13 protein-coding genes, 1 tRNA gene, 2 rRNA genes, 1 other RNA gene and 5 pseudogenes are annotated in these 21,520 nt (G+C 40.5%); 20 read left to right on the top strand and 2 right to left on the bottom strand.

Annotated elements, in window-relative coordinates:
• Positions 1 to 97 precede the first annotated feature (97 nt).
• From FQT24_RS07890 to FQT24_RS07880, 3 genes are all read left to right on the top strand, one after another.
• Positions 98 to 2,998, top strand: a 23S ribosomal RNA gene (locus FQT24_RS07890).
• Positions 2,999 to 3,074: 76 nt separating this feature from the next.
• A 5S ribosomal RNA gene (gene rrf, locus FQT24_RS07885) occupies positions 3,075 to 3,190 on the top strand.
• A gap of 5 nt (positions 3,191 to 3,195) precedes the next feature.
• Positions 3,196 to 3,269: transfer RNA gene (locus FQT24_RS07880), tRNA-Asn, on the top strand.
• A gap of 78 nt (positions 3,270 to 3,347) precedes the next feature.
• Here the strand turns inward: FQT24_RS07880 and FQT24_RS07875 are convergent.
• A pseudogene (locus FQT24_RS07875) lies at positions 3,348 to 3,639 on the bottom strand (transposase family protein); the annotation flags it as partial.
• A 480-nt stretch (positions 3,640 to 4,119) separates the two neighbouring features.
• On the opposite strand from FQT24_RS07875, the gene comW reads away from it, so the two are divergent.
• The 16 genes and pseudogenes from comW to FQT24_RS11270 all read left to right on the top strand — a co-directional run bounded on the left by comW (position 4,120) and on the right by FQT24_RS11270 (position 16,301).
• The gene (comW, locus tag FQT24_RS07870; RefSeq protein ID WP_084926795.1) at positions 4,120 to 4,356 is read left to right on the top strand and encodes a sigma(X)-activator ComW; all 237 of its coding nucleotides are present in this window, start codon (positions 4,120 to 4,122) and stop codon (positions 4,354 to 4,356) included.
• 230 nt (positions 4,357 to 4,586) lie between these two features.
• A complete protein-coding gene (locus tag FQT24_RS07865) occupies positions 4,587 to 5,873 on the top strand; it encodes an adenylosuccinate synthase (RefSeq protein ID WP_033686089.1) in 1,287 nt (428 codons plus the stop codon).
• Between the two features lie 199 nt (positions 5,874 to 6,072).
• Positions 6,073 to 6,540 (top strand): tRNA adenosine(34) deaminase TadA, encoded by a 468-nt coding sequence (tadA, locus tag FQT24_RS07860; protein WP_049521811.1) that lies wholly within the window; start codon positions 6,073 to 6,075, stop codon positions 6,538 to 6,540.
• A 32-nt stretch (positions 6,541 to 6,572) separates the two neighbouring features.
• Positions 6,573 to 6,670: signal recognition particle sRNA small type (gene ffs / locus FQT24_RS07855), an RNA gene on the top strand.
• A gap of 56 nt (positions 6,671 to 6,726) precedes the next feature.
• Positions 6,727 to 7,170 (top strand): dUTP diphosphatase, encoded by a 444-nt coding sequence (locus FQT24_RS07850; protein WP_143953033.1) that lies wholly within the window; start codon positions 6,727 to 6,729, stop codon positions 7,168 to 7,170.
• Positions 7,121 to 7,687, top strand: coding sequence for a histidine phosphatase family protein (locus FQT24_RS07845; protein ID WP_185952559.1), 567 nt, complete (start codon positions 7,121 to 7,123; stop codon positions 7,685 to 7,687). Before FQT24_RS07850 ends, FQT24_RS07845 begins: the two co-directional genes overlap by 50 nt.
• Before the next feature lie 13 nt (positions 7,688 to 7,700).
• Positions 7,701 to 9,062: a DNA repair protein RadA gene (gene radA / locus FQT24_RS07840; RefSeq protein WP_143952645.1), complete on the top strand. Its 1,362-nt coding sequence runs from the start codon at positions 7,701 to 7,703 to the stop codon at positions 9,060 to 9,062.
• Positions 9,063 to 9,134: 72 nt separating this feature from the next.
• Positions 9,135 to 9,632, top strand: a complete 498-nt coding sequence (locus FQT24_RS07835; protein WP_049521813.1) for a beta-class carbonic anhydrase — start codon at positions 9,135 to 9,137, stop codon at positions 9,630 to 9,632.
• Between the two features lie 22 nt (positions 9,633 to 9,654).
• Complete coding sequence (locus tag FQT24_RS07830) at positions 9,655 to 10,470, top strand: PrsW family intramembrane metalloprotease (protein ID WP_049521814.1); 816 nt, start codon at positions 9,655 to 9,657, stop codon at positions 10,468 to 10,470.
• 144 nt (positions 10,471 to 10,614) lie between these two features.
• Positions 10,615 to 11,583: a ribose-phosphate diphosphokinase gene (locus FQT24_RS07825; protein ID WP_033682853.1), complete on the top strand. Its 969-nt coding sequence runs from the start codon at positions 10,615 to 10,617 to the stop codon at positions 11,581 to 11,583.
• Between the two features lie 118 nt (positions 11,584 to 11,701).
• Positions 11,702 to 12,580: an Rpn family recombination-promoting nuclease/putative transposase gene (locus FQT24_RS07820; protein WP_143952644.1), complete on the top strand. Its 879-nt coding sequence runs from the start codon at positions 11,702 to 11,704 to the stop codon at positions 12,578 to 12,580.
• Positions 12,581 to 12,973: pseudogene (locus FQT24_RS07815) on the top strand (Rpn family recombination-promoting nuclease/putative transposase); the annotation flags it as partial.
• A pseudogene (locus FQT24_RS07810) lies at positions 12,974 to 13,351 on the top strand (Rpn family recombination-promoting nuclease/putative transposase); the annotation flags it as partial. It lies immediately after the preceding pseudogene.
• A gap of 1,102 nt (positions 13,352 to 14,453) precedes the next feature.
• A pseudogene (locus tag FQT24_RS11235) lies at positions 14,454 to 14,708 on the top strand (N-acetylmuramoyl-L-alanine amidase family protein); the annotation flags it as partial.
• 225 nt (positions 14,709 to 14,933) lie between these two features.
• A pseudogene (locus tag FQT24_RS07800) lies at positions 14,934 to 15,884 on the top strand (N-acetylmuramoyl-L-alanine amidase family protein); the annotation flags it as partial.
• Positions 15,879 to 16,301, top strand: a complete 423-nt coding sequence (locus FQT24_RS11270) for a hypothetical protein (RefSeq protein ID WP_446677619.1) — start codon at positions 15,879 to 15,881, stop codon at positions 16,299 to 16,301. The pseudogene FQT24_RS07800 and the gene FQT24_RS11270, both read left to right, overlap by 6 nt.
• Before the next feature lie 169 nt (positions 16,302 to 16,470).
• On the opposite strand, the gene FQT24_RS07795 is transcribed toward FQT24_RS11270, so the two are convergent.
• The gene (locus tag FQT24_RS07795; protein WP_049551447.1) at positions 16,471 to 17,727 is read right to left on the bottom strand and encodes an ISL3 family transposase; all 1,257 of its coding nucleotides are present in this window, start codon (positions 17,725 to 17,727) and stop codon (positions 16,471 to 16,473) included.
• Positions 17,728 to 17,933: 206 nt separating this feature from the next.
• Between FQT24_RS07795 and FQT24_RS07790 the strand changes: the two genes are divergently transcribed.
• Entirely contained in the window at positions 17,934 to 21,407 is a 3,474-nt protein-coding gene (locus tag FQT24_RS07790; protein WP_143952639.1) for an SIALI-17 repeat-containing surface protein, read from the top strand.
• Positions 21,408 to 21,520 lie beyond the last annotated feature (113 nt).

The following is a 21,520-nucleotide window of genomic DNA, read 5'->3' as shown; positions in this document are numbered from 1 at the left end:
ATTGAAAATTGAATATCTATATCAAATAGTAACAAGAAAATAAACCGAAAACGCTGTAGTATTAATAAGAGTTTATGACTGAAAGGTCAAAAAATAAGGTTAAGTTAATAAGGGCGCACGGTGGATGCCTTGGCACTAGGAGCCGAAGAAGGACGTGACAAACGACGATATGCCTTGGGTAGCTGTAAGTAAGCGATGATCCAGGGATTTCCGAATGGGGGAACCCAACAGGTACTACCTGTTACCCGCATCTGTTAAGGATGTGAGGAGGAAGACGCAGTGAACTGAAACATCTAAGTAGCTGCAGGAAGAGAAAGCAAAAGCGATTGCCTTAGTAGCGGCGAGCGAAACGGCAGGAGGGCAAACCGAAGAGTTTACTCTTCGGGGTTGTAGGACTGCAATGTGGACTCAAAGATTATAGAAGAATGATTTGGGAAGATCAGCCAAAGAGAGTAATAGCCTCGTATTTAAAATAGTCTTTGTACCTAGCAGTATCCTGAGTACGGCGGGACACGCGAAATCCCGTCGGAATCTGGGAGGACCATCTCCCAACCCTAAATACTCCCTAGTGACCGATAGTGAACCAGTACCGTGAGGGAAAGGTGAAAAGCACCCCGGGAGGGGAGTGAAATAGAACCTGAAACCGTGTGCCTACAACAAGTTCGAGCCCGTTAATGGGTGAGAGCGTGCCTTTTGTAGAATGAACCGGCGAGTTACGTTATGATGCGAGGTTAAGTTGAAGAGACGGAGCCGTAGGGAAACCGAGTCTGAATAGGGCGAATTAGTATCATGACGTAGACCCGAAACCATGTGACCTACCCATGAGCAGGTTGAAGGTGCGGTAAGACGCACTGGAGGACCGAACCAGGGCACGTTGAAAAGTGCTTGGATGACTTGTGGGTAGCGGAGAAATTCCAAACGAACTTGGAGATAGCTGGTTCTCTCCGAAATAGCTTTAGGGCTAGCGTCGACATTAAGATTCTTGGAGGTAGAGCACTGTTTGGGTGAGGGGTCCATCCCGGATTACCAATCTCAGATAAACTCCGAATGCCAATGAATTATGGTCGGCAGTCAGACTGCGAGTGCTAAGATCCGTAGTCGAAAGGGAAACAGCCCAGACCACCAGCTAAGGTCCCAAAATAATTGTTAAGTGGAAAAGGATGTGGGGTTGCACAGACAACTAGGATGTTAGCTTAGAAGCAGCTATTCATTCAAAGAGTGCGTAATAGCTCACTAGTCGAGTGACCCTGCGCCGAAAATGTACCGGGGCTAAAACAATTTACCGAAGCTGTGGATACCTTTATAGGTATGGTAGGAGAGCGTTCTATGTGTGAAGAAGGTGTACCGTGAGGAGTGCTGGAACGCATAGAAGTGAGAATGCCGGTATGAGTAGCGAAAGACAGGTGAGAATCCTGTCCACCGTAAGACTAAGGTTTCCAGGGGAAGGCTCGTCCGCCCTGGGTTAGTCGGGACCTAAGGAGAGACCGAAAGGTGTATCCGATGGACAACAGGTTGATATTCCTGTACTAGAGTATGTAGTGATGGAGGGACGCAGTAGGCTAACTAAAGCAGACGATTGGAAGAGTCTGTCTAAGCAGTGAGGTGTGATATGAGTCAAATGCTTATATCTATAACATTGAGCTGTGATGGGGAGCGAAGTTTAGTAGCGAAGTTAGTGACGTCACACTGCCAAGAAAAGCTTCTAGCGTTTAAACATACTCTACCCGTACCGCAAACCGACACAGGTAGTCGAGGCGAGTAGCCTCAGGTGAGCGAGAGAACTCTCGTTAAGGAACTCGGCAAAATGACCCCGTAACTTCGGGAGAAGGGGTGCTGACTTTAAGTCAGCCGCAGTGAATAGGCCCAAGCAACTGTTTATCAAAAACACAGCTCTCTGCTAAATCGTAAGATGATGTATAGGGGGTGACGCCTGCCCGGTGCTGGAAGGTTAAGAGGAGTGCTTAGCGTAAGCGAAGGTATGAATTGAAGCCCCAGTAAACGGCGGCCGTAACTATAACGGTCCTAAGGTAGCGAAATTCCTTGTCGGGTAAGTTCCGACCCGCACGAAAGGCGTAATGATTTGGGCACTGTCTCAACGAGAGACTCGGTGAAATTTTAGTACCTGTGAAGATGCAGGTTACCCGCGACAGGACGGAAAGACCCCATGGAGCTTTACTGCAGTTTGATATTGAGTGTCTGTACCACATGTACAGGATAGGTAGGAGTCTATGAGATCGGGACGCCAGTTTCGAAGGAGACGTTGTTGGGATACTACCCTTGTGTTATGGCCACTCTAACCCGGATAGGTGATCCCTATCGGAGACAGTGTCTGACGGGCAGTTTGACTGGGGCGGTCGCCTCCTAAAAGGTAACGGAGGCGCCCAAAGGTTCCCTCAGAATGGTTGGAAATCATTCGCAGAGTGTAAAGGTATAAGGGAGCTTGACTGCGAGAGCTACAACTCGAGCAGGGACGAAAGTCGGGCTTAGTGATCCGGTGGTTCCGTATGGAAGGGCCATCGCTCAACGGATAAAAGCTACCCTGGGGATAACAGGCTTATCTCCCCCAAGAGTTCACATCGACGGGGAGGTTTGGCACCTCGATGTCGGCTCGTCGCATCCTGGGGCTGTAGTCGGTCCCAAGGGTTGGGCTGTTCGCCCATTAAAGCGGCACGCGAGCTGGGTTCAGAACGTCGTGAGACAGTTCGGTCCCTATCCGTCGCGGGCGTAGGAAATTTGAGAGGATCTGCTCCTAGTACGAGAGGACCAGAGTGGACTTACCGCTGGTGTACCAGTTGTCTTGCCAAAGGCATCGCTGGGTAGCTATGTAGGGAAGGGATAAACGCTGAAAGCATCTAAGTGTGAAACCCACCTCAAGATGAGATTTCCCATGATTTTATATCAGTAAGAGCCCTGAGAGATGATCAGGTAGATAGGTTAGAAGTGGAAGTGTGGCGACACATGTAGCGGACTAATACTAATAGCTCGAGGACTTATCCAAAGTAACTGAGAATATGAAAGCGAGAGGTTTTCTTGGTTTGAATAGATATTCAATTTTGAGTAGGTATTACTCAGAGTTAAGTGACGATAGCCTAGGAGATACACCTGTACCCATGCCGAACACAGAAGTTAAGCCCTAGAACGCCGGAAGTAGTTGGGGGTTGCCCCCTGTGAGATATGGAAGTCGCTTAGCTTTATTCCGCCATAGCTCAGTTGGTAGTAGCGCATGACTGTTAATCATGATGTCGTAGGTTCGAGTCCTACTGGCGGAGTAGTTGATTAAGAGAGGCTTAGTCCTCTTTTTTTGTTATATAATTAATAATCTATCTCGCACCTAACGAAGCGAGATATTTTTTGACGATAGAAGTTTCAGACATCATCATTTTTGAACACTGATAGCACTTAAAAAGACGTTTTCTAAGTAGAATTCTAGTAGCCATACCAGTCGTTTCAAGGTAAGGGATCTTAGACGGTTTTTGAAAGTCATATTTCTTTTTGACTTCCACAATCAGGACAATATTGGGCATCATAATCCAGTCTAGCGATGATTTCTTTGTGAGTATCCCTATTGATGATATCTATAATTTGGATATTGGGGTCTTTAATATCGAGTAGTTTTGTGATAAAATGTAATTGTTCCATATGATTCTTTCTAATGAGTTGTTTTGTCGCTTTTCATTATAGATCTTATGGGACTTTTTTTCTACACAAAAATCGGCTCTATAATATCTATAGGGGATTTACCCACTACAAATATTATAGAGCCTTAATAATCTATTTAGTGTTATTTGGTGTGAGATATTTTTGCTGAGTAAAGTTTCAGAGCCCTCCGTTTTCGAGTAATGTACCACAGTTTTAAGGAGATCTTTTTAGTACTTTAATCGAGGATAGCGAAGAGGCTAAACGTGGCGGACTGTAAATACGCTCCTTCGAGGGATTCGAATCCTTCCGCTTCCATTATCTTAGTTTTTGAAATTTAGGTAGTAAATTTTTTCCTATTCTGTCAACTTTTCCTATTTGTTATCTTTTTGAGGTTGGTATTTGAGCAATTCAGGATTTTATAATAACTGTTTATAATTTTTTGTTAGAATAAGGTCATAAAAAGTAAAGGAGTGTATGCTTATGCTACAAAATATTTATGATCAGATGACTGATTTCTATGACAGTATCGAAGAAGAGTATGCTACTTTCTTTGGTAATAATTGGGACTGGGAACATTTTCATTTTAAATTTTTGATTTATTATTTAGTTAGATATGGTATTGGGTGTCGTAGGGATTTTATCGTTTACCATTATCGTGTTGCTTATCGTTTGTATCTTGAAAAGATGATAATGAAACAAGGTTTTATTTCTTGTTGAGATAGTCTGAGTTAATTTCCGAACAAACTTACTTTTTTATGGCAATATAACAATAAATAGCTGGTAATTTTTCTAAAACATTTTTTAATAGTTGGAAATAGCAAATCTTTCTATTGTTTCTTCTTGATAAAAAGGCGATTTTTTCTTATAATAAATTGTAAGATATAATTGCAGGTGAGAGTCCTGCCATGTATGTGAGAAAGGAAGAGCCTGAGGGCTCAGACAAGATTATGACTTCAGTTGTTGTTGTAGGTACCCAGTGGGGTGATGAAGGTAAAGGGAAGATTACAGACTTCCTTTCAGCGAATGCAGAAGTGATTGCACGTTACCAAGGTGGTGATAATGCAGGTCACACGATTGTGATTGATGGTAAGAAATTTAAGTTGCACTTGATTCCATCTGGAATTTTCTTCCCTGAAAAAATCTCTGTTATTGGGAATGGTATGGTTGTAAATCCTAAATCTCTTGTAAAAGAGTTGAGCTATCTTCATGAGGAAGGTGTTACAACTGATAACTTGCGTATTTCTGATCGCGCGCATGTTATTTTGCCTTATCATATCGAGTTGGATCGCTTGCAAGAAGAAGCTAAGGGCGACAATAAGATTGGTACTACAATCAAGGGAATTGGTCCAGCTTATATGGACAAGGCTGCTCGTGTTGGGATTCGTATTGCAGATCTTTTGGATAAAGATATTTTCCGTGAGCGTTTAGAACGTAACCTTGCTGAAAAGAATCGTCTTTTTGAAAAATTGTATGACAGTAAAGCGATTGCTTTCGATGATATTTTTGAAGAGTATTATGAATATGGTCAACAAATCAAGAAATATGTGACAGACACATCTGTTATCTTGAATGATGCGCTTGATAACGGTAAACGTGTGCTTTTTGAAGGTGCACAAGGTGTTATGCTAGATATCGACCAAGGTACCTATCCATTTGTTACGTCATCAAACCCTGTGGCTGGTGGTGTGACCATTGGTTCTGGTGTTGGTCCAAGTAAGATTGACAAGGTTGTAGGTGTATGTAAAGCCTATACGAGTCGTGTAGGAGACGGTCCTTTCCCAACTGAGTTGTTTGATGAAGTGGGAGAACGTATCCGTGAAGTCGGTCATGAATATGGTACAACAACTGGTCGTCCACGTCGTGTGGGATGGTTTGATTCAGTTGTGATGCGCCATAGCCGTCGCGTTTCTGGTATTACTAACCTTTCATTGAACTCTATCGATGTTTTGAGTGGTTTAGATATTGTGAAAATCTGTGTGGCCTATGATCTTGATGGTCAACGTATTGACTACTATCCAGCTAGTCTTGAGCAATTGAAACGTTGCAAGCCTATCTATGAAGAGTTGCCAGGTTGGTCAGAAGATATTACTGGAGTTCGTAATTTGGAAGATCTTCCTGAGAATGCGCGTAACTATGTTCGTCGTGTGAGTGAATTGGTTGGCGTTCGTATTTCTACTTTCTCAGTAGGTCCTGGTCGTGAACAAACAAATATTTTAGAAAGTGTTTGGTCCTAAGAGATTTTTAAGATTTGTTTAAGATAGGTCGGGTATACTATAGACAGTTACAAGAAGACCTCCTAACTTGTTGTAACAAATATCCTAAACTTTTCTTTTTCATAATAATCTCCCTATAAAGTCACCGCATTCGGTGGCTTTTTTTGTCTTGGGATTCATGATATAATAATAAAACTGATAAGTAGGAAAAGGGAAATTGATGAATTATACAGTTGAAGAAAAAGAAGTCTTTATGAGAGAAGCTTTGAGAGAGGCTGAGATTGCTCTTGAACACGATGAAATTCCAATTGGTTGTGTGATTGTCAAGGATGGCGAAATCATTGGTCGTGGGCACAATGCGCGTGAGGAATTGCAGCGGGCGGTCATGCATGCAGAAATCATGGCAATAGAGAATGCGAACTTGACTGAGGAGAGCTGGCGTTTGCTGGATTGCACACTTTTTGTGACCATTGAGCCTTGTGTCATGTGTAGTGGGGCGATTGGGCTTGCCCGTATTCCAAACGTGGTCTATGGGGCTAAAAACCAGAAATTTGGCGCTGCTGGAAGTTTGTACGATATCTTGACAGATGAGCGTCTCAATCATCGTGTGGAGGTTGAAACGGGAATTTTGGAAGATGAATGCGCAGCTATTATGCAGGACTTTTTTAGAAATAGACGGAAAAAATAATTTTGCTTTTAAAATGAATAGGAATGTGATATAATAAATAGTGGAGCAACAGTTCTGCGTGAAGCGGGTCAGGGGAGGAATCCAGCAGCCCTAAGCGATTTGAATTGTGTGCTCTTTTTTTCGTGCTTTTTACGAATAAATAAGATAGAATAATCTAGAATAAATGATAATAGAAAAGAGAAGATGATGAAAATTCGTGGTTTTGAATTGGTTTCTAGTTTTACAGATGAAAATTTATTGCCCAAGCGTGAGACGGCGCATGCGGCTGGTTACGACTTAAAGGTTGCTGTGCGCACAGTTATCGCTCCAAGAGAGATTGTATTGGTTCCGACAGGGGTTAAGGCTTATATGCAACCGACTGAGGTTCTATACCTATATGATCGTTCTTCAAACCCTCGTAAGAAGGGTTTGGTTTTAATTAACTCTGTTGGGGTCATTGATGGGGATTATTATGGAAATCCTGGAAATGAAGGGCATATTTTTGCGCAGATGAAGAATATCACAGACCAAGAGGTTGTTCTTGAAGTAGGGGAACGTGTGGTTCAGGCTATCTTTGCACCTTTCTTAATCGCAGATGGAGATGCAGCTGACGGCGTGCGGACCGGTGGATTTGGATCGACTGGGCACTAGAATGAAGATTATCTTTGTACGTCACGGGGAGCCAGATTATTGTGAGTTAGAGGAGCGTTCTTATACGGGATTTGGGATAGATTTGGCACCCTTGTCTGATAAGGGACGGCAGCAAGCCCAGAAATTGAGCACCAATCCTTTACTCCCTTCAGCTGAAATAATCGTATCTTCTGCAGTCACAAGAGCTTTAGAAACGGCTTCTTATGTGGCCTGTGCTACGGGACTTCCTTTAAGAGTGGAGTCATTATTGCATGAATGGCAGGTCTATGAAAGTGGCACAGATAATTTTGAAAAAGCTCGTACTATGTTTCTAGAAAATAAGGGAGAGTTACTTCCTAATAGTCCTATTCAATATGAGACGGCTACGGAAATGAAGTCTCGGTTTCTAGAATGTATGTCTAAGTATCGAGAACATCAGACTGTGGTAGTTGTTGCTCATCGAATGCTCATGCGTCAGTTTGTGCCAAATGAGAAGATTGATTTTTGCCAAGTGATTGAGTGTGAGTTAGAGATATAGAAAGAGGTTTATCATCGCAAAGAAAAAAGCGACATTTGTATGTCAAAATTGTGGGTATAATTCCCCTAAATATCTGGGACGATGTCCTAACTGTGGGTCTTGGTCTTCTTTTGTAGAAGAGGTTGAGGTTTCCGAGGTAAAGAATGCGCGTGTGTCCTTGACAGGTGAGAAAACCAAGCCTATGAAACTGGCTGAGGTGACGTCAATCAACGTCAATCGAACCAAGACGGAGATGGAGGAATTTAACCGTGTACTTGGAGGCGGAGTGGTACCGGGAAGTCTCGTCCTAATCGGTGGGGATCCTGGAATCGGGAAATCAACGCTTCTCCTACAAGTCTCAACCCAGTTGTCCCAAGTGGGAACGGTTTTCTACGTCAGTGGGGAGGAGTCTGCCCAGCAGATTAAACTACGTGCAGAGCGTTTGGGTGATATTGATAGCGAGTTTTATCTCTATGCAGAGACCAATATGCAGAGTGTTCGAGCTGAGGTGGAGCGCATCCAACCAGACTTCCTCATTATTGACTCCATTCAGACCATTATGTCTCCTGAGATTTCAGGGGTGCAGGGATCTGTTTCTCAAGTGCGTGAGGTGACAGCTGAACTTATGCAGCTGGCCAAAACTAATAACATTGCCATCTTTATCGTAGGGCATGTGACCAAGGAAGGAACCTTGGCTGGGCCGAGAATGTTGGAGCATATGGTGGATACGGTGCTTTACTTTGAAGGGGAGCGTCACCATACCTTCCGTATTCTGAGAGCGGTCAAAAACCGTTTTGGCTCCACTAATGAGATTGGGATTTTTGAGATGCAGTCGGGCGGATTGGTTGAGGTACTTAATCCAAGTCAAGTTTTCCTAGAGGAGCGTTTGGATGGAGCGACTGGTTCGTCAATCGTTGTGACCATGGAAGGGACGCGTCCGATTTTGGCGGAGGTTCAGGCTTTGGTGACACCGACCATGTTTGGAAATGCTAAGCGTACGACGACAGGACTTGATTTTAATCGTGCTAGCTTGATTATGGCTGTTTTGGAAAAACGGGCAGGTCTTCTCTTGCAAAATCAGGATGCCTATCTCAAATCTGCTGGTGGTGTTAAATTGGATGAACCTGCCATTGACTTGGCCGTTGCGGTTGCTATTGCTTCGAGCTATAAAGACAAGCCAACCAACCCTCAGGAATGTTTTGTGGGAGAACTGGGCTTGACAGGAGAGATTCGGCGCGTGAATCGTATCGAACAACGCATTAACGAAGCTGCTAAACTGGGATTTACTAAGATTTATGTACCTAAGAATTCCTTGACAGGAATCACTCCGCCCAAGGAAATTCAGGTCATTGGGGTGACAACGATTCAGGAAGTTTTGAAAAAGGTCTTTGCATAATCCGTGACAAATCCTCTTAAAAATGATAAGATAGGAGAAATATTTGACTATCAAATTTTCAAGGAGGGAATCGTGTCGTATTTTGAACAGTTTATGCAAGCCAATCAGGCTTATGTTGCCCTACATGGGCAGTTAAATCTGCCACTTAAACCCAAAACAAGAGTTGCCATTGTGACCTGTATGGACTCTCGTTTGCACGTTGCGCAAGCTCTAGGTTTGGCACTTGGGGATGCTCATATCTTGCGGAATGCAGGTGGCCGAGTGACTGAGGACATGATTCGTTCGCTGGTTATTTCCCAGCAACAAATGGGGACAAGAGAGATTGTGGTATTGCACCATACAGACTGTGGTGCTCAGACCTTTGAAAATGGGCCTTTTCAGGAGTATTTAAAAGAGGAACTAGGTGTCGATGTGTCAGATCAGGATTTTTTGCCCTTCCAAGATATAGAGGAAAGTGTACGCGAGGATATGCAACTCCTTATCGATTCTCCCCTAATACCAGACGATGTCATTATCTCTGGTGCTGTCTATGATGTGGATACAGGAAGTATGACCGTCGTCGAATTATAAAACGATTTTTAGAAAGAAGTGTATGAAGAAAAAGAATATCCTATTTATTTTTATTTTATTGTTGTGCATTGGTTTACAGTATGAAACGAGTTATTTTACCAATGGTTCTATGTCAGAAGCAGACTATAAGTTGATGGGGTCAGCCCTCTTTTTAGCTCTCTTTTACATGATTCCTGCTACTTTTGTCCTAAGTCGTCTTAGTAAAAAATGGGAAGTTCCCCAAAATGCTTTGATACTTTCTTTATTAGGTGGGATGTTTATTTCGGGTTGGTTATCTAGCTTTGCGAATACTTATATCCATGATTTTTTGAGTGTACTTTTCCCAGATAGTGGCTTTTTAAATGCCTTTGAAAGTGCTATCGTAGCACCATTGGTAGAGGAACCTTTGAAGTTGTTGCCTCTTGCCTTTGTGGTAGCTTTGGTTCCTGTACGAAAATTAAAATCTTTGTTTTTACTAGGCATTGCTTCTGGTTTGGGATTCCAAATGATTGAGGATATTGGTTATATTCGTACGGATTTGCCAGAGGGATTTGACTTTACTATTTCGAGGATTTTAGAGCGTATCATCTCAGGAATTGCCTCTCACTGGACTTTTTCAGGTCTGGCTGTAGTAGGTGTTTACTTACTTTACAGAGCTTATAAAGGGCAGAAGGTTGGCAAGAAAGAGGGGCTTATTTTCCTAGGTTTAGCCTTGGGAACTCACTTCTTGTTTAACTCTCCTTTTGTAGAATTGGAGACAGAGTTGCCGTTAGCGATTCCAGTGGTTACGGCTATTACTCTCTATGGTTTTTATCAGGCTTATCGCTTTGTTGAGAAGAACGATGAGATAATGAACTAGAATATTTTTCAAAAGAATGATGCAAGGGTACAAATATGGTGCCCTTCTTTTATTTTTGATTGAAAAATAGTGCAAAAAGCGCTACAATGGTAGATGGAAAATCTTGTGAAAAGCACAAGCGATACATATATACCGGAGGAAATCATGTCTTTTTCTGATTTAAAGCTGTTTGCCCTTTCTTCTAATCAAGAATTGGCAAAACGTGTGGCGCAGGAGATTGGGATAGAGTTGGGGAAATCAAGTGTTCGCCAATTTTCAGATGGAGAGATTCAGGTTAACATTGAAGAATCAATCCGTGGGAAACACGTCTTTATCCTACAATCAACTAGTTCGCCTGTAAATGACAATCTGCTTGAAATTTTGATTATGGTAGATGCTTTGAAGCGTGCCAGTGCAGAATCTGTCAATGTTGTCATGCCTTACTATGGGTATGCACGTCAGGATAGAAAGGCGAGAGCGCGTGAGCCAATCACTTCAAAACTGGTCGCAAATATGCTTGAAGTAGCTGGAGTGGATCGTTTATTGACAATCGACTTGCATGCTGCGCAGATTCAAGGATTCTTTGATATTCCTGTGGATCACTTGATGGGTGCTCCTCTGATTGCGGATTATTTTGAGCGTCGTGGTATGGTTGGTTCTGACTATGTGGTTGTCAGCCCAGACCATGGAGGGGTAACTCGTGCTCGTAAGTTGGCAGAATTTTTGAAAACATCTATTGCTATCATCGACAAACGTCGCAGTGTTGATAAGATGAATACCAGTGAAGTCATGAACATCATCGGTAAGGTCGAAGGCAAGACTTGTATCTTGATTGATGATATGATTGATACGGCTGGAACGATTTGTCACGCGGCAGATGCCCTTGCGGAAGCTGGTGCTGTTGAAGTCTATGCAAGCTGTACGCACCCAGTTCTTTCTGGTCCTGCTATGGACAATATCCAAAAATCAGCTATTAAGAAATTGGTTGTTTTGGATACCATCTATCTGCCAGAAGAGCGTTTGATTGATAAGATTGAACAGATTTCGATTGCTCATCTACTGGGTGATGCTATCGTACGTATCCATGAAAAACGCCCACTTTCTCCACTTTTCAGTATTGAGAAAAAGATTTAATGACCAAGCCTGAGATGATTCTCAGGTTTTTTTCGTCTCTTTTGCGAATAAATAAGTAGTAGCAGTGAATCTAGTAAACCTAGATTTAAAAATGTGCTATAATGAAAGGAGAAGAAATATGACTGTACGTCATCCGGGCATTAGCCCGACCAATGACTTGGTTGCTAAGAAAATCTTTAGCAATCCAGAAATCACTTGTCAATTTATCCGTGATATGTTGGATTTACCAGCCAAAAATGTAACCATTTTGGAGGGGAGTAACATTCATGTCTTGCATTCCCTACCGTACTCGGCTCAGGATTTTTACACTAGTATAGACGTTTTGGCAGAGTTGGATAATGGTACTCAAGTAATTATTGAGATTCAAGTTCATCATCAGAATTTTTTCATTAATCGCCTGTGGGCTTATTTGTGCAGTCAGGTCAATCAAAATCTCGAAAAAATTCGCCAACGAGAAGGTAATACACACCAGAGTTACAAACACATCGCACCAGTATACGCTATCGCAATTGTAGATAGTAATTACTTCTCAGATGACCTAGCTTTTCATAGTTTTAGCATGCGAGAGGACACGACAGGTGAGGTCTTAACCATCACAAATAACGGTCAAGAAAACCATCTAGTCAAGATGGCATTCTTGGAACTAAAAAAATATAGAGAAACCAGCAAGGATAGCGTTCGCAAACCGTGGTTGGAGTTTTTTGGGAATAAACCCTTTACTCAGGAACCCGAGCGAGCCATCAGCCAGGCAGACCAACTGCTAGACTACAAGAGCTGGTCCGAGGAGGACAGGAAAATGTTTAGTCAACTACGTATGCGAGAAGAACAAGCCTTGTTAGCACAGGACTATGCCTTGGAAACAGCTAGGGCGGAAGGTGGTTTTGTTATGTTAGCAAATCTAGTCCGCCAAGGTCTTCTGACCTCTGAGGTAGCTAGCCAGCAATTAGGCATGACCGTTGCTGAATTTGAGTCACTATTGAAAGAGCATCACAAATAAGAATTAAAAAAATACAGAGAAACCAGCAAAGACGAGGTTCGCAAGCCGTGGTTGGAGTTTTTCGGGAACAAACCCTTTACCCAACAACCCGAGCGAGCTATCAGCCAGGCAGATCAACTGCTGGACTACAAGAGCTGGTCCGAGGAGGACAGGAAAATGTTTAGTCAACTACGTATGCGCGAAGAACAAGCCTTGTTAGCGCAGGACTATGCCTTGGAACAAGCTGAAGAAAAGGGCTTAGAACGTGGTCGAGCTGAGGGACTGGAACGTGGGAAACTTTTTGCCTTTCTAGACATGGTCCGTCAAGGTCTTCTAACTTCGGAGGTTGCGAGTGAACAATTGGGCATGACCGTTGCTGAATTTGAGTCACTATTGAAAGAGCATCACAAATAAGAATTAAAAAAATACAGAGAAACCAGCAAAGACGAGGTTCGCAAGCCGTGGTTGGAGTTTTTCGGCAACAAGCCCTTTACCCAACAACCCGAGCGAGCCATCAGCCAAGCAGACCAACTGCTAGACTATAAGAGCTGGTCCGAGGAGGACAGGAAAATGTTTAGTCAACTACGTATGCGAGAAGAACAAGCCTTGTTAGCACAGGACTATGCTTTGGAAACAGCTAGGGCGGAAGGTCTTGAACAAGGTCTTGAACAAGGTTTAGAACGTGGGAAACTCTTTGCCTTCCTGGATATGGTCCACCAAGGTTTTTTGACATCTGAGGTTGCCAGCCAGCAGCTGGGTATGACGGTCTCTGAGTTTGAGGCTTTACTGTGAGTTCGATCTTTCATCTACATAGTAGGAAGTTTATGAAATGGCAAGTGTTATCCAAATACTTGCCGTTTTTACTTGACTTTTACAAGGGTTTGTAAGATAATACCAGAGAAGTAAGTTCTGTCTAACCATCTATATAGTTTAGATATAAAAGATATCATCTGAGGGATGAGTATTTGCGAAATGTCAACTTGGAGACTAGAGTATTTCAGGGGGATTTTTTTCGCAAGTTAGCTTTCTTTTCCTTTTTTCGAAGAAATGGGAAAAAAGTTAAAAAAACATAAGAAAACTCTTGACAAATCCTACAAATATTTATATACTGTATGGTAGTAAGATAGTCTTACGAAAAAATATTTTAATGAAAAACAAAGGAGATAAAACGATGAAAAAAGTTTTATTGACAAGCGCAGTCGCTCTTGCAGCATTTGGTGCTGTACAAGCTGTTTCAGCTAACACTGTAACTCTTAAAGCTGGTATGGTAGATCCAAAAACAGGTAAACTAGTGACAGACGCAGGTTCGCACGATGGACAAAATACTGCTACAGATAGAGATGTATTTCAAAATGGTAAATTAGTAAATAACTTGCCTGGATACAGCCGTTTTGGTAATTTTGATATTAAAAAAGCTTCAGTTACTCCAGTTGCTGAAGTAAAAGACAAAGGTGAACACTATGTTCGTGTAAACGTTGTAGATGCTAAAGGGAACCCAATCCCAGGTGTAGCTATTGATTTTGCAGTTACGACTGATAAAGGTGTTGTATATGTAACAGTTACTACAGATGAAGCAGGATCAGCTATTGTAACAAAAACAGTTAAAGTTCCAGTTGATGCAGCTGGAAATAAAGTAGACGCTGAACTCCCAGTAAGTTTTGCTGAAGGAACAGTAGTAAAATATCGTCTAGTGAAATCTTACGCTTCAGATGGTAAGGATGTAGAATTTAAAGGTGAATTCAAAGTTTCTGGTGATTTGTATACAAATGCAAATATCATTATCAATGAAGTTCGTCATACAGATGTAACATTCCAAGGGCAATCTACTGAAACACCTGCTAAAAAAGCAGAATGGATTCAATCAGGTTCTCGCTGGTGGTACAAACATGCTGATGGTTCTTACACAACTAACGGTTGGGAAAAAATTAACGGTACTTGGTACTACTTCGACCAAGCTGGTTGGATGGCAACTGGTTGGGTTAAAGACAACGGAACTTGGTACTACCTTGAAAACTCAGGTGCTATGAAAGCTAGCCAATGGTTTGAAGTTGGTGGTAAATGGTACTACGTAAACGGTTCAGGTGCCCTTGCAGTTAACACTACTGTAGATGGTTACACTGTAAACGGAAACGGTGAATGGGTTAAATAAGCAATTGTTTAATATCGCAGGAGATGAATCTCCTGCTTTTTTGTTGCCTTTTTGTCAACTGTAGTATACTGGGTTTTGGAAATAAAATAATAAATTAAATACTCTTAATATTTCTATTTTTTTACTTTTAAATTTTTCTACACTTTTTATGTTTTTTATTGCACTAATTATAGAAAAGGGATATAATGAAATAAATTTAATAGGTTAACAAAGGAGGTTTTTCTTATGAAGAAAACACTTACAGGTATCTTGCTAGCAACTTCAGTGCTAACTATGGCTGCAGTTCAGCCAGTAAGCGCTGCAAGTACGGAAACTGGTACATCGTCTACAGGTGCTCAATCGACTTCATCATTTAAGGAAATTCATTTCGTGACATTCCAAAACGGTAGACCAGTTGATATCAAGGCAGCGGTTACAGGAACAGCAACAGCTGATACAAGTCATCCAGTTATTGATAACTATATGTATACTACTAGTAGAGTAGAAGATGGAATTCTTTACCATATGTATGCTCCTACCAGTACCTCAGGTAATACTAGCAATGTCTCCCAAACAAACCCATATCGTAGAGATAATAACCAAACTAATAGTAGTAATGCCAATCAAAACAATGGTAGTGCTAATAACGGGGCAAGTAGTAACCAAACTAACGGAACTAATGCCAACCAAAATAATGGTGCTACTACTAACAATAGTGCAAGTAGCGGTCAATTTAAAGCAGAAGGTGGTAAAGTCTACTTTATCAAGGACGGTAAAAAAGTTACTGGATGGCAACAAATTGATGGTAAGACCTACTACTTTGAAACTGATGGAGCAATGAAAAAAGGTCTATTAACCTTAGGTGATAAGCAATACTACCTAAATGAAAAAGATGGATTTAAACAGTTAGGATTGGTAAAGGTTGCTGATAAGACTTACTATTTCGTTGAAAATGGTGAGAAGAAAACTGGATTTATCAAAATAGATGACAAAACATATTATCTAAAAGATGGTGTTATGACACCTAATATTGTTGTAATTGATGGTAAAAAATTCTTTATTGATAATGAAGGAAACCGTTCTGTTGGATGGAAGAAAATTGACGGTGACTGGTATTATTTCTCTAAAGAAGATGGAATGAAGACAGGCTGGCTTAAAGATGGTTCATGGTATTACTTGGATGAAACTGGTGTGATGAGAACAGGTTGGAAACAAGTTGATGGCAATTGGTACTATCTCAATGATTTAGGTGCCATGCAAACTGGCTGGAAACTTATAAATGGTAGTTGGTACCATCTTGACAGTTTAGGTAAAATGAGTACTAGATGGATAAAAGAAAATGGTACATGGTATTATCTAGATGGCTCAGGTGCTATGCAGACAGGTTGGAAACTTGTAGATGGTAAGTGGTATTATCTTAATGATTCAGGTGCTATGAAAACTGGCTGGTTGAAACAAGGTGGTACATGGTATTATCTTGATGGTTCAGGCGCTATGAAGACAGGCTGGTTCAAAGTAGATGGTAAGTGGTACTATTCATACCCATCAGGAGCTTTGGCGGTGAACACAACTATCGATGGTTACACAGTAAATGCTAACGGTGAGTGGGTTTAAAAGTGTAAAATTCACCTTATAAAATGTAAATGATGAAAAGAAAATAAAAAGAAAGCTTATAAAATGGGCTTTCTTTTTCTGTTATGATATATATATTCCAAAATTATCATAAGTATATATTTATATAAATAAAATGGCTCTTTGTCAACTGTAGTGGGTTGAATAAAAGCTAAAACCGAGAAAGGACAAATTTCGTCCTTTCTTTTTTGATATTCAGAGCGATAAAAATCCGTTTTTTGAAGTTTTCAAAGTTCCGAAAACCAAAGGCATTGCGTTTGATAAGTTTGATGAGATTATTCGTCGCTTCCAATTTTGCGTTGGAATAGGGTAACTGAAGAGCATTGACGATTTTCTCTTTGTCCTTTAGAAAGGTCTTAAAGACAGTCTGAAAAAGAGGATGAACCAGCTTAAGATTGTCCTCAATGAGTCCGAAAAATTTATCTGCCTCCTTGTTCTGAAAGTGAAAGAGTAAGAGCTGATAGACATTGTAGTGGTGTTTCAAGTCTTCTGAATAGCTCAAAAGCTTGTCTAAAATCTCTTTATTGGTTAAGTGCATGCGAAAAGTAGGGCGATAAAATCGCTTATCACTCAGTTTACGGCTATCTTGTTGGATGAGTTTCCAGTAGCGCTTGGTAGCCTTGTATTCATGAGATTTTCGATGAAACTGATTCATGATTTGGACACGCATACGACTCATAGCACGGCTCATGTGTTGGACAATATGGAAACGATCCAACACGATTTTAGCGTTTGGAAAAAGCTGTTTAGCCAAGTCATAGTAAGGACTAAACATATCCATAGTAATGATTTTCACCTGACAGCGCACGGCTCTATCGTAGCGAAGAAAGTGATTCCGAATGATAGCTTGTGTTCTTCCTTCAAGAACAGTGATGATATTAAGATTATCAAAATTTTGAGCAATAAAACTCATCTTTCCCTTAGTGAAAGCATACTCGTCCCAAGACATAATCTCAGGGAGGTACGAAAAATCAGGCTTAAAACGGAAGTCATTAAGCTTGCGAATAACAGTTGATGTTGAAATGGCTAACTGATGAGCAATATCGGTCATAGAAGTCTTTTCAATCAACTTTTGCGCAATTTTTTGGTTGATAATACGAGGAATTTGGTGATTCTTCTTGACGATAGAAGTTTCAGCGACCATCATTTTTGAACAGTGATAGCACTTGAAACGACGCTTTTTAAGTAGAATTCTAGTAGGCATACCAGTCGTTTCGAGGTAAGGGATCTTAGACGGTTTTTGAAAATCATATTTCTTCATTTGACTTCCGCACTCAGGGCAAGATGGAGCATTGTAGTCCAGTTTGGCGATGATTTCTTTGTGTGTATCCCTATTGATGATATCTATAAATTGGATATTAGGGTCTTTGATATCGAGTAGTTTTGTGATAAAATGTAATTGTTCCATATGAATCTTTCTAATGAGTTGTTTTGTCGCTTTTCATTATAGATCTTATGGGACTTTTTTTCTACACAAAAAAGGCTCCATAAGATCCATAGGGGATTTACCCACTACAAATATTATAGAGCCAATAAAATAACCTATTACTTGATTATATTTTTAGAAAGAGTTATAATGAATCCAAATAAAGTTCCAAAAAAGGGGTTTCAAATATGAATAAAAAGAAAATGATTTTGACTAGCTTGGCCAGTGTGGCTGTTTTGGGAGCGGCATTTGTTGCATCTCAACCGTCAGTTGTAAAAGCTGATGATCCTAATACAGCTACTACTCCAGCTCAACCAGCAGGAGAAACTGGAGCTACTGCAACTCCTAAATCAGAAGTTACAAGTCCAGAAATTAAACAAGCTGAAGCTGACGCTAAAGCTAAAGAAGCTAAAGTTACTGAAGCTCAAGCAAAAGTAGACACAACTACTACTGCAGCTAACGAAGCAACTACTAAACTAGAAGCAGAGAAAAAAGAAGCTGCTGATGCTGACGTTGCAAAAACTAAAGCTGAAGAAGTTAAGAAAACTGCTGATGATGAATTAGCTGCTGCTAAAGAAAAAGCTGCTGAAGCCGACGCCAAAGCTAAAGAAGAAGCTAAAAAAGAAGAAGACGCTAAAAAAGAAGAAGCAGATTCTAAAGATGCTTTATCAAAAGCTTTAGATCAATTAGAAAAAGATATCGATGCTGATTCTAAGATTACGAATAAAGAAGAAGCTAAAAAAGCATTAGGTAAAGCAGAACTATTAGCAGCTGTAGAATCTGGTGATTTGAAAGCTGGTGATATTCTTAAAGAATTAGCAGATGATGATAAAAAAGCTGAAGCTAATAAAGAAACAGAGAAAAAATTAAGAAATAAAGACCAAGCTGCTGATGCTGGAGTTTCTCCAGTAACAGAAGGAAAAACATCAGCTCTTCCAGAAGATTTAAAAGCTAAAATCGATGAAGCTGAAAAAGCTGATGCTGCTCGTCCTGCATCAGAAAAAGCTCAAGATAAAGCTGATGATTTAGGTGAAAGCGTAGATGCTCTTAAAAAAGATGCTGACGCATTAAAAGCTGAAGAAGATAAAAAAGCTGAAACTCTTAAAAAACAAGAAGATACATTAAAAGAAGCTAAAGAAGCTCTTAAATCTGCTAAAGATAATGGATTTGGTGAAGATATCACATCACCACTAGAAAAAGCTGTAACTGCGATTACAAAAGAGCGCGATGCTGCACAAAATGCATTTGATGAAGCTGCATCAAATACTCAAGCTGTTGCTGAAGAATTAAACAAACTGACTGATGAGTATAACAAAGCTCTTGATGAAGTAAAAGCTGCTAAAGAAAAAGAAGCTAACGAACCAGCTAAACCAGCTGAAGAAGAACCAGCTAAACCAGCTGAAAAAACAGAAGCTGAAAAAGCTGCTGAAGCTAAAAAAGAAGCTGATGCTAAAGTTGCTGAATTGCAGAAAAAAGCAGACGAAGCTAAAACAAAAGTAGACGAAGCTACAGCTAAAGCTACAAAAGAAGCTGAAGATGTAACAGCTGCTGAAGCTGCAAAAACTACAGCAGACAAAGCTAAATCTGACGCAGAAGCTGAATTAGCTAAAGCTAAAGAAGAAGCTGAAAAAGCAAAAGCTAAAGTTGAAGAACTTAAAAAAGAAGAAAAAGATAACTTAGAAGCTCTTAAAGCTGCTTTAGATCAACTTGAAAAAGAAATTGATGCTGATGCTAAAATTACAAATAAAGACGAAGCTAAAGCTGCAATCGGTAAAGATGCTTTATTAAAAGCTATCGAAGATGGTGTCATCACTGCTACACAAGCTGCTAAAGAATTAGAAGATCAAAATACAACTGCTGAAGCAACTAAAGATCAAGACCCTCAAGCAGACGAAATCGGTGCTACAAAACAAGAAGGTAAAGCTCTTTCTGAGCTTCCAGCTGCTGATAAAGAAAAATTAGATGCAGCTTATAACAAAGAAGCTTCTAAACCAATCGTAAAAAAACTTCAAGACATCGCTGATGATTTAGCTGAAAAGATTGAAAAATTAACTAAAGTAGCTGACAAAGATAAAGCTGATGCTACTGAAAAAGCAAAAGCAGTAGAAGAAAAAAATGCGGCATTAGATAAACAAAAAGAAACTTTAGAAAAAGCTAAAACTGCACTTGCAACAGCTAAGAAAAACAATGCTGAACAATCTATCCAAGATGGATTACAAGATGCTGTAACTAGATTAGAAGCTGCTGTTGCTTCTGCTAAAACTGCTGCAGATGAAGCTCAAGCTAAATTCGACGAAGTTAACGAAGTAGTGAAAGCTTACAAAGATGCAATCGATGAACTAACTGATGATTACAACGCAACTTTAGGTTATATCGAAAACTTAAAAGAAGTTCCTAAAGGTGAAGCACCAAAAGACTTCGCAGGTGGAGTAAATGATGATGAAGCAACTACTGAGCCTGCTAAGGAAGCGGATGAGGTTCCAACGGTTCCTAATGCTCCAGAATTCAATGGTGGGGTAAATCCTGCTGACGCTCCTACAGCTGAAGAAAAACCTGAATTCACAGGTGGAGTAAACGATGAAGAAGCGCCTACAACACCAGCAACTCCAGAGTTCAATAGTGGTGTAAATGATGATAATGCTCCTACTCAACCTAATAATCCTGAATTCAACGGAGGAGTAAATGATACAACACCTCCTACTGAACCTAATAAACCAGAGGGAGAAGCTCCAAAACCATCTAAACCTGAAACTTCAAACGGAGATGCACTTGTACAACCAGAACTTCCAGAATTCAATGGTGGAGTGAATGATACAACACCTCCAACTCCTGCAAAACCTGAAGGAGAAACTCCAAAACCAACTAAACCAGAAGCTTCAAACGGAGATGCACTTGTACAACCAGAACTTCCAGCATTCAAAGGCGGAGTTAACGCTGTTGAAGCTGCTGTTAATGAAGTTCCAGAGTTTGGTGTTAATAACCCTGAAATCAAAAAAATCTTAGACGAAATCTCTAAAGTAAAAGAGCAAATCAAAGACAGCGAAGAAAATGAAGGTGTTGAAGATTATTATAAAGATGGATTAAAAGATCGTCTAGCTGATTTAGAAGATGCCTTAAATACTTTAATTAATAATAAAGCTGAGGTTCTATCTGGAAGTAATGATACAGAAGACTTAAAAGTCACACGCTATGTTGATATTGCTACTAACACTGATATTTTGAATGCTGAAGAAGGTCATTTCAAAGGTAAATCAATTGCAGGTTATACTTTTGTGAAATCTGAAGAAAAAGATGGTATTATTACTAACTATTACAAAAAAGTAACTAATCACTATTCTACTCCAAATTCAGATCCAAGACTAACACCAACTCCTGGAAATCCTGTTCCAAATGAATCACAAGCTCCAACACCAGCTACTCCAGCAGCTGAAGCTCCAACACCAGCTCCGGCTACACCAACAGCTGAGACACCATCAACTCCTGCGGTTGCACCAACTGTAGCAGGTACTAGCAAAGATAATACATATCAAGCTCCAGCTGCGAAAGCAGAAGATAAGAAAGAACTTCCTAATACTGGTGGTAAAGATAATGTTGCAGTTGCATCATTAGGATTCCTTGGATTGCTCCTAGGTGCCCTTCCATTTGTGAAACGCAAAAACTAATTAGTTGAAGATATAAAAGAGAAGGATTTATGACCTTCTCTTTTTGTGATATGGGCTATAGTGAGAGTTCTGTTGAAAAGAAGAAAAAAGTGAACAAAACGATGTTTTAGTCT

Source organism: Streptococcus mitis (assembly GCF_901542415.1).
GTDB lineage: Bacteria > Bacillota > Bacilli > Lactobacillales > Streptococcaceae > Streptococcus > Streptococcus mitis_BL.
Note: the sequence above shows the minus strand (reverse complement) of the source record. Positions and strands in the feature narration are given on the sequence as shown.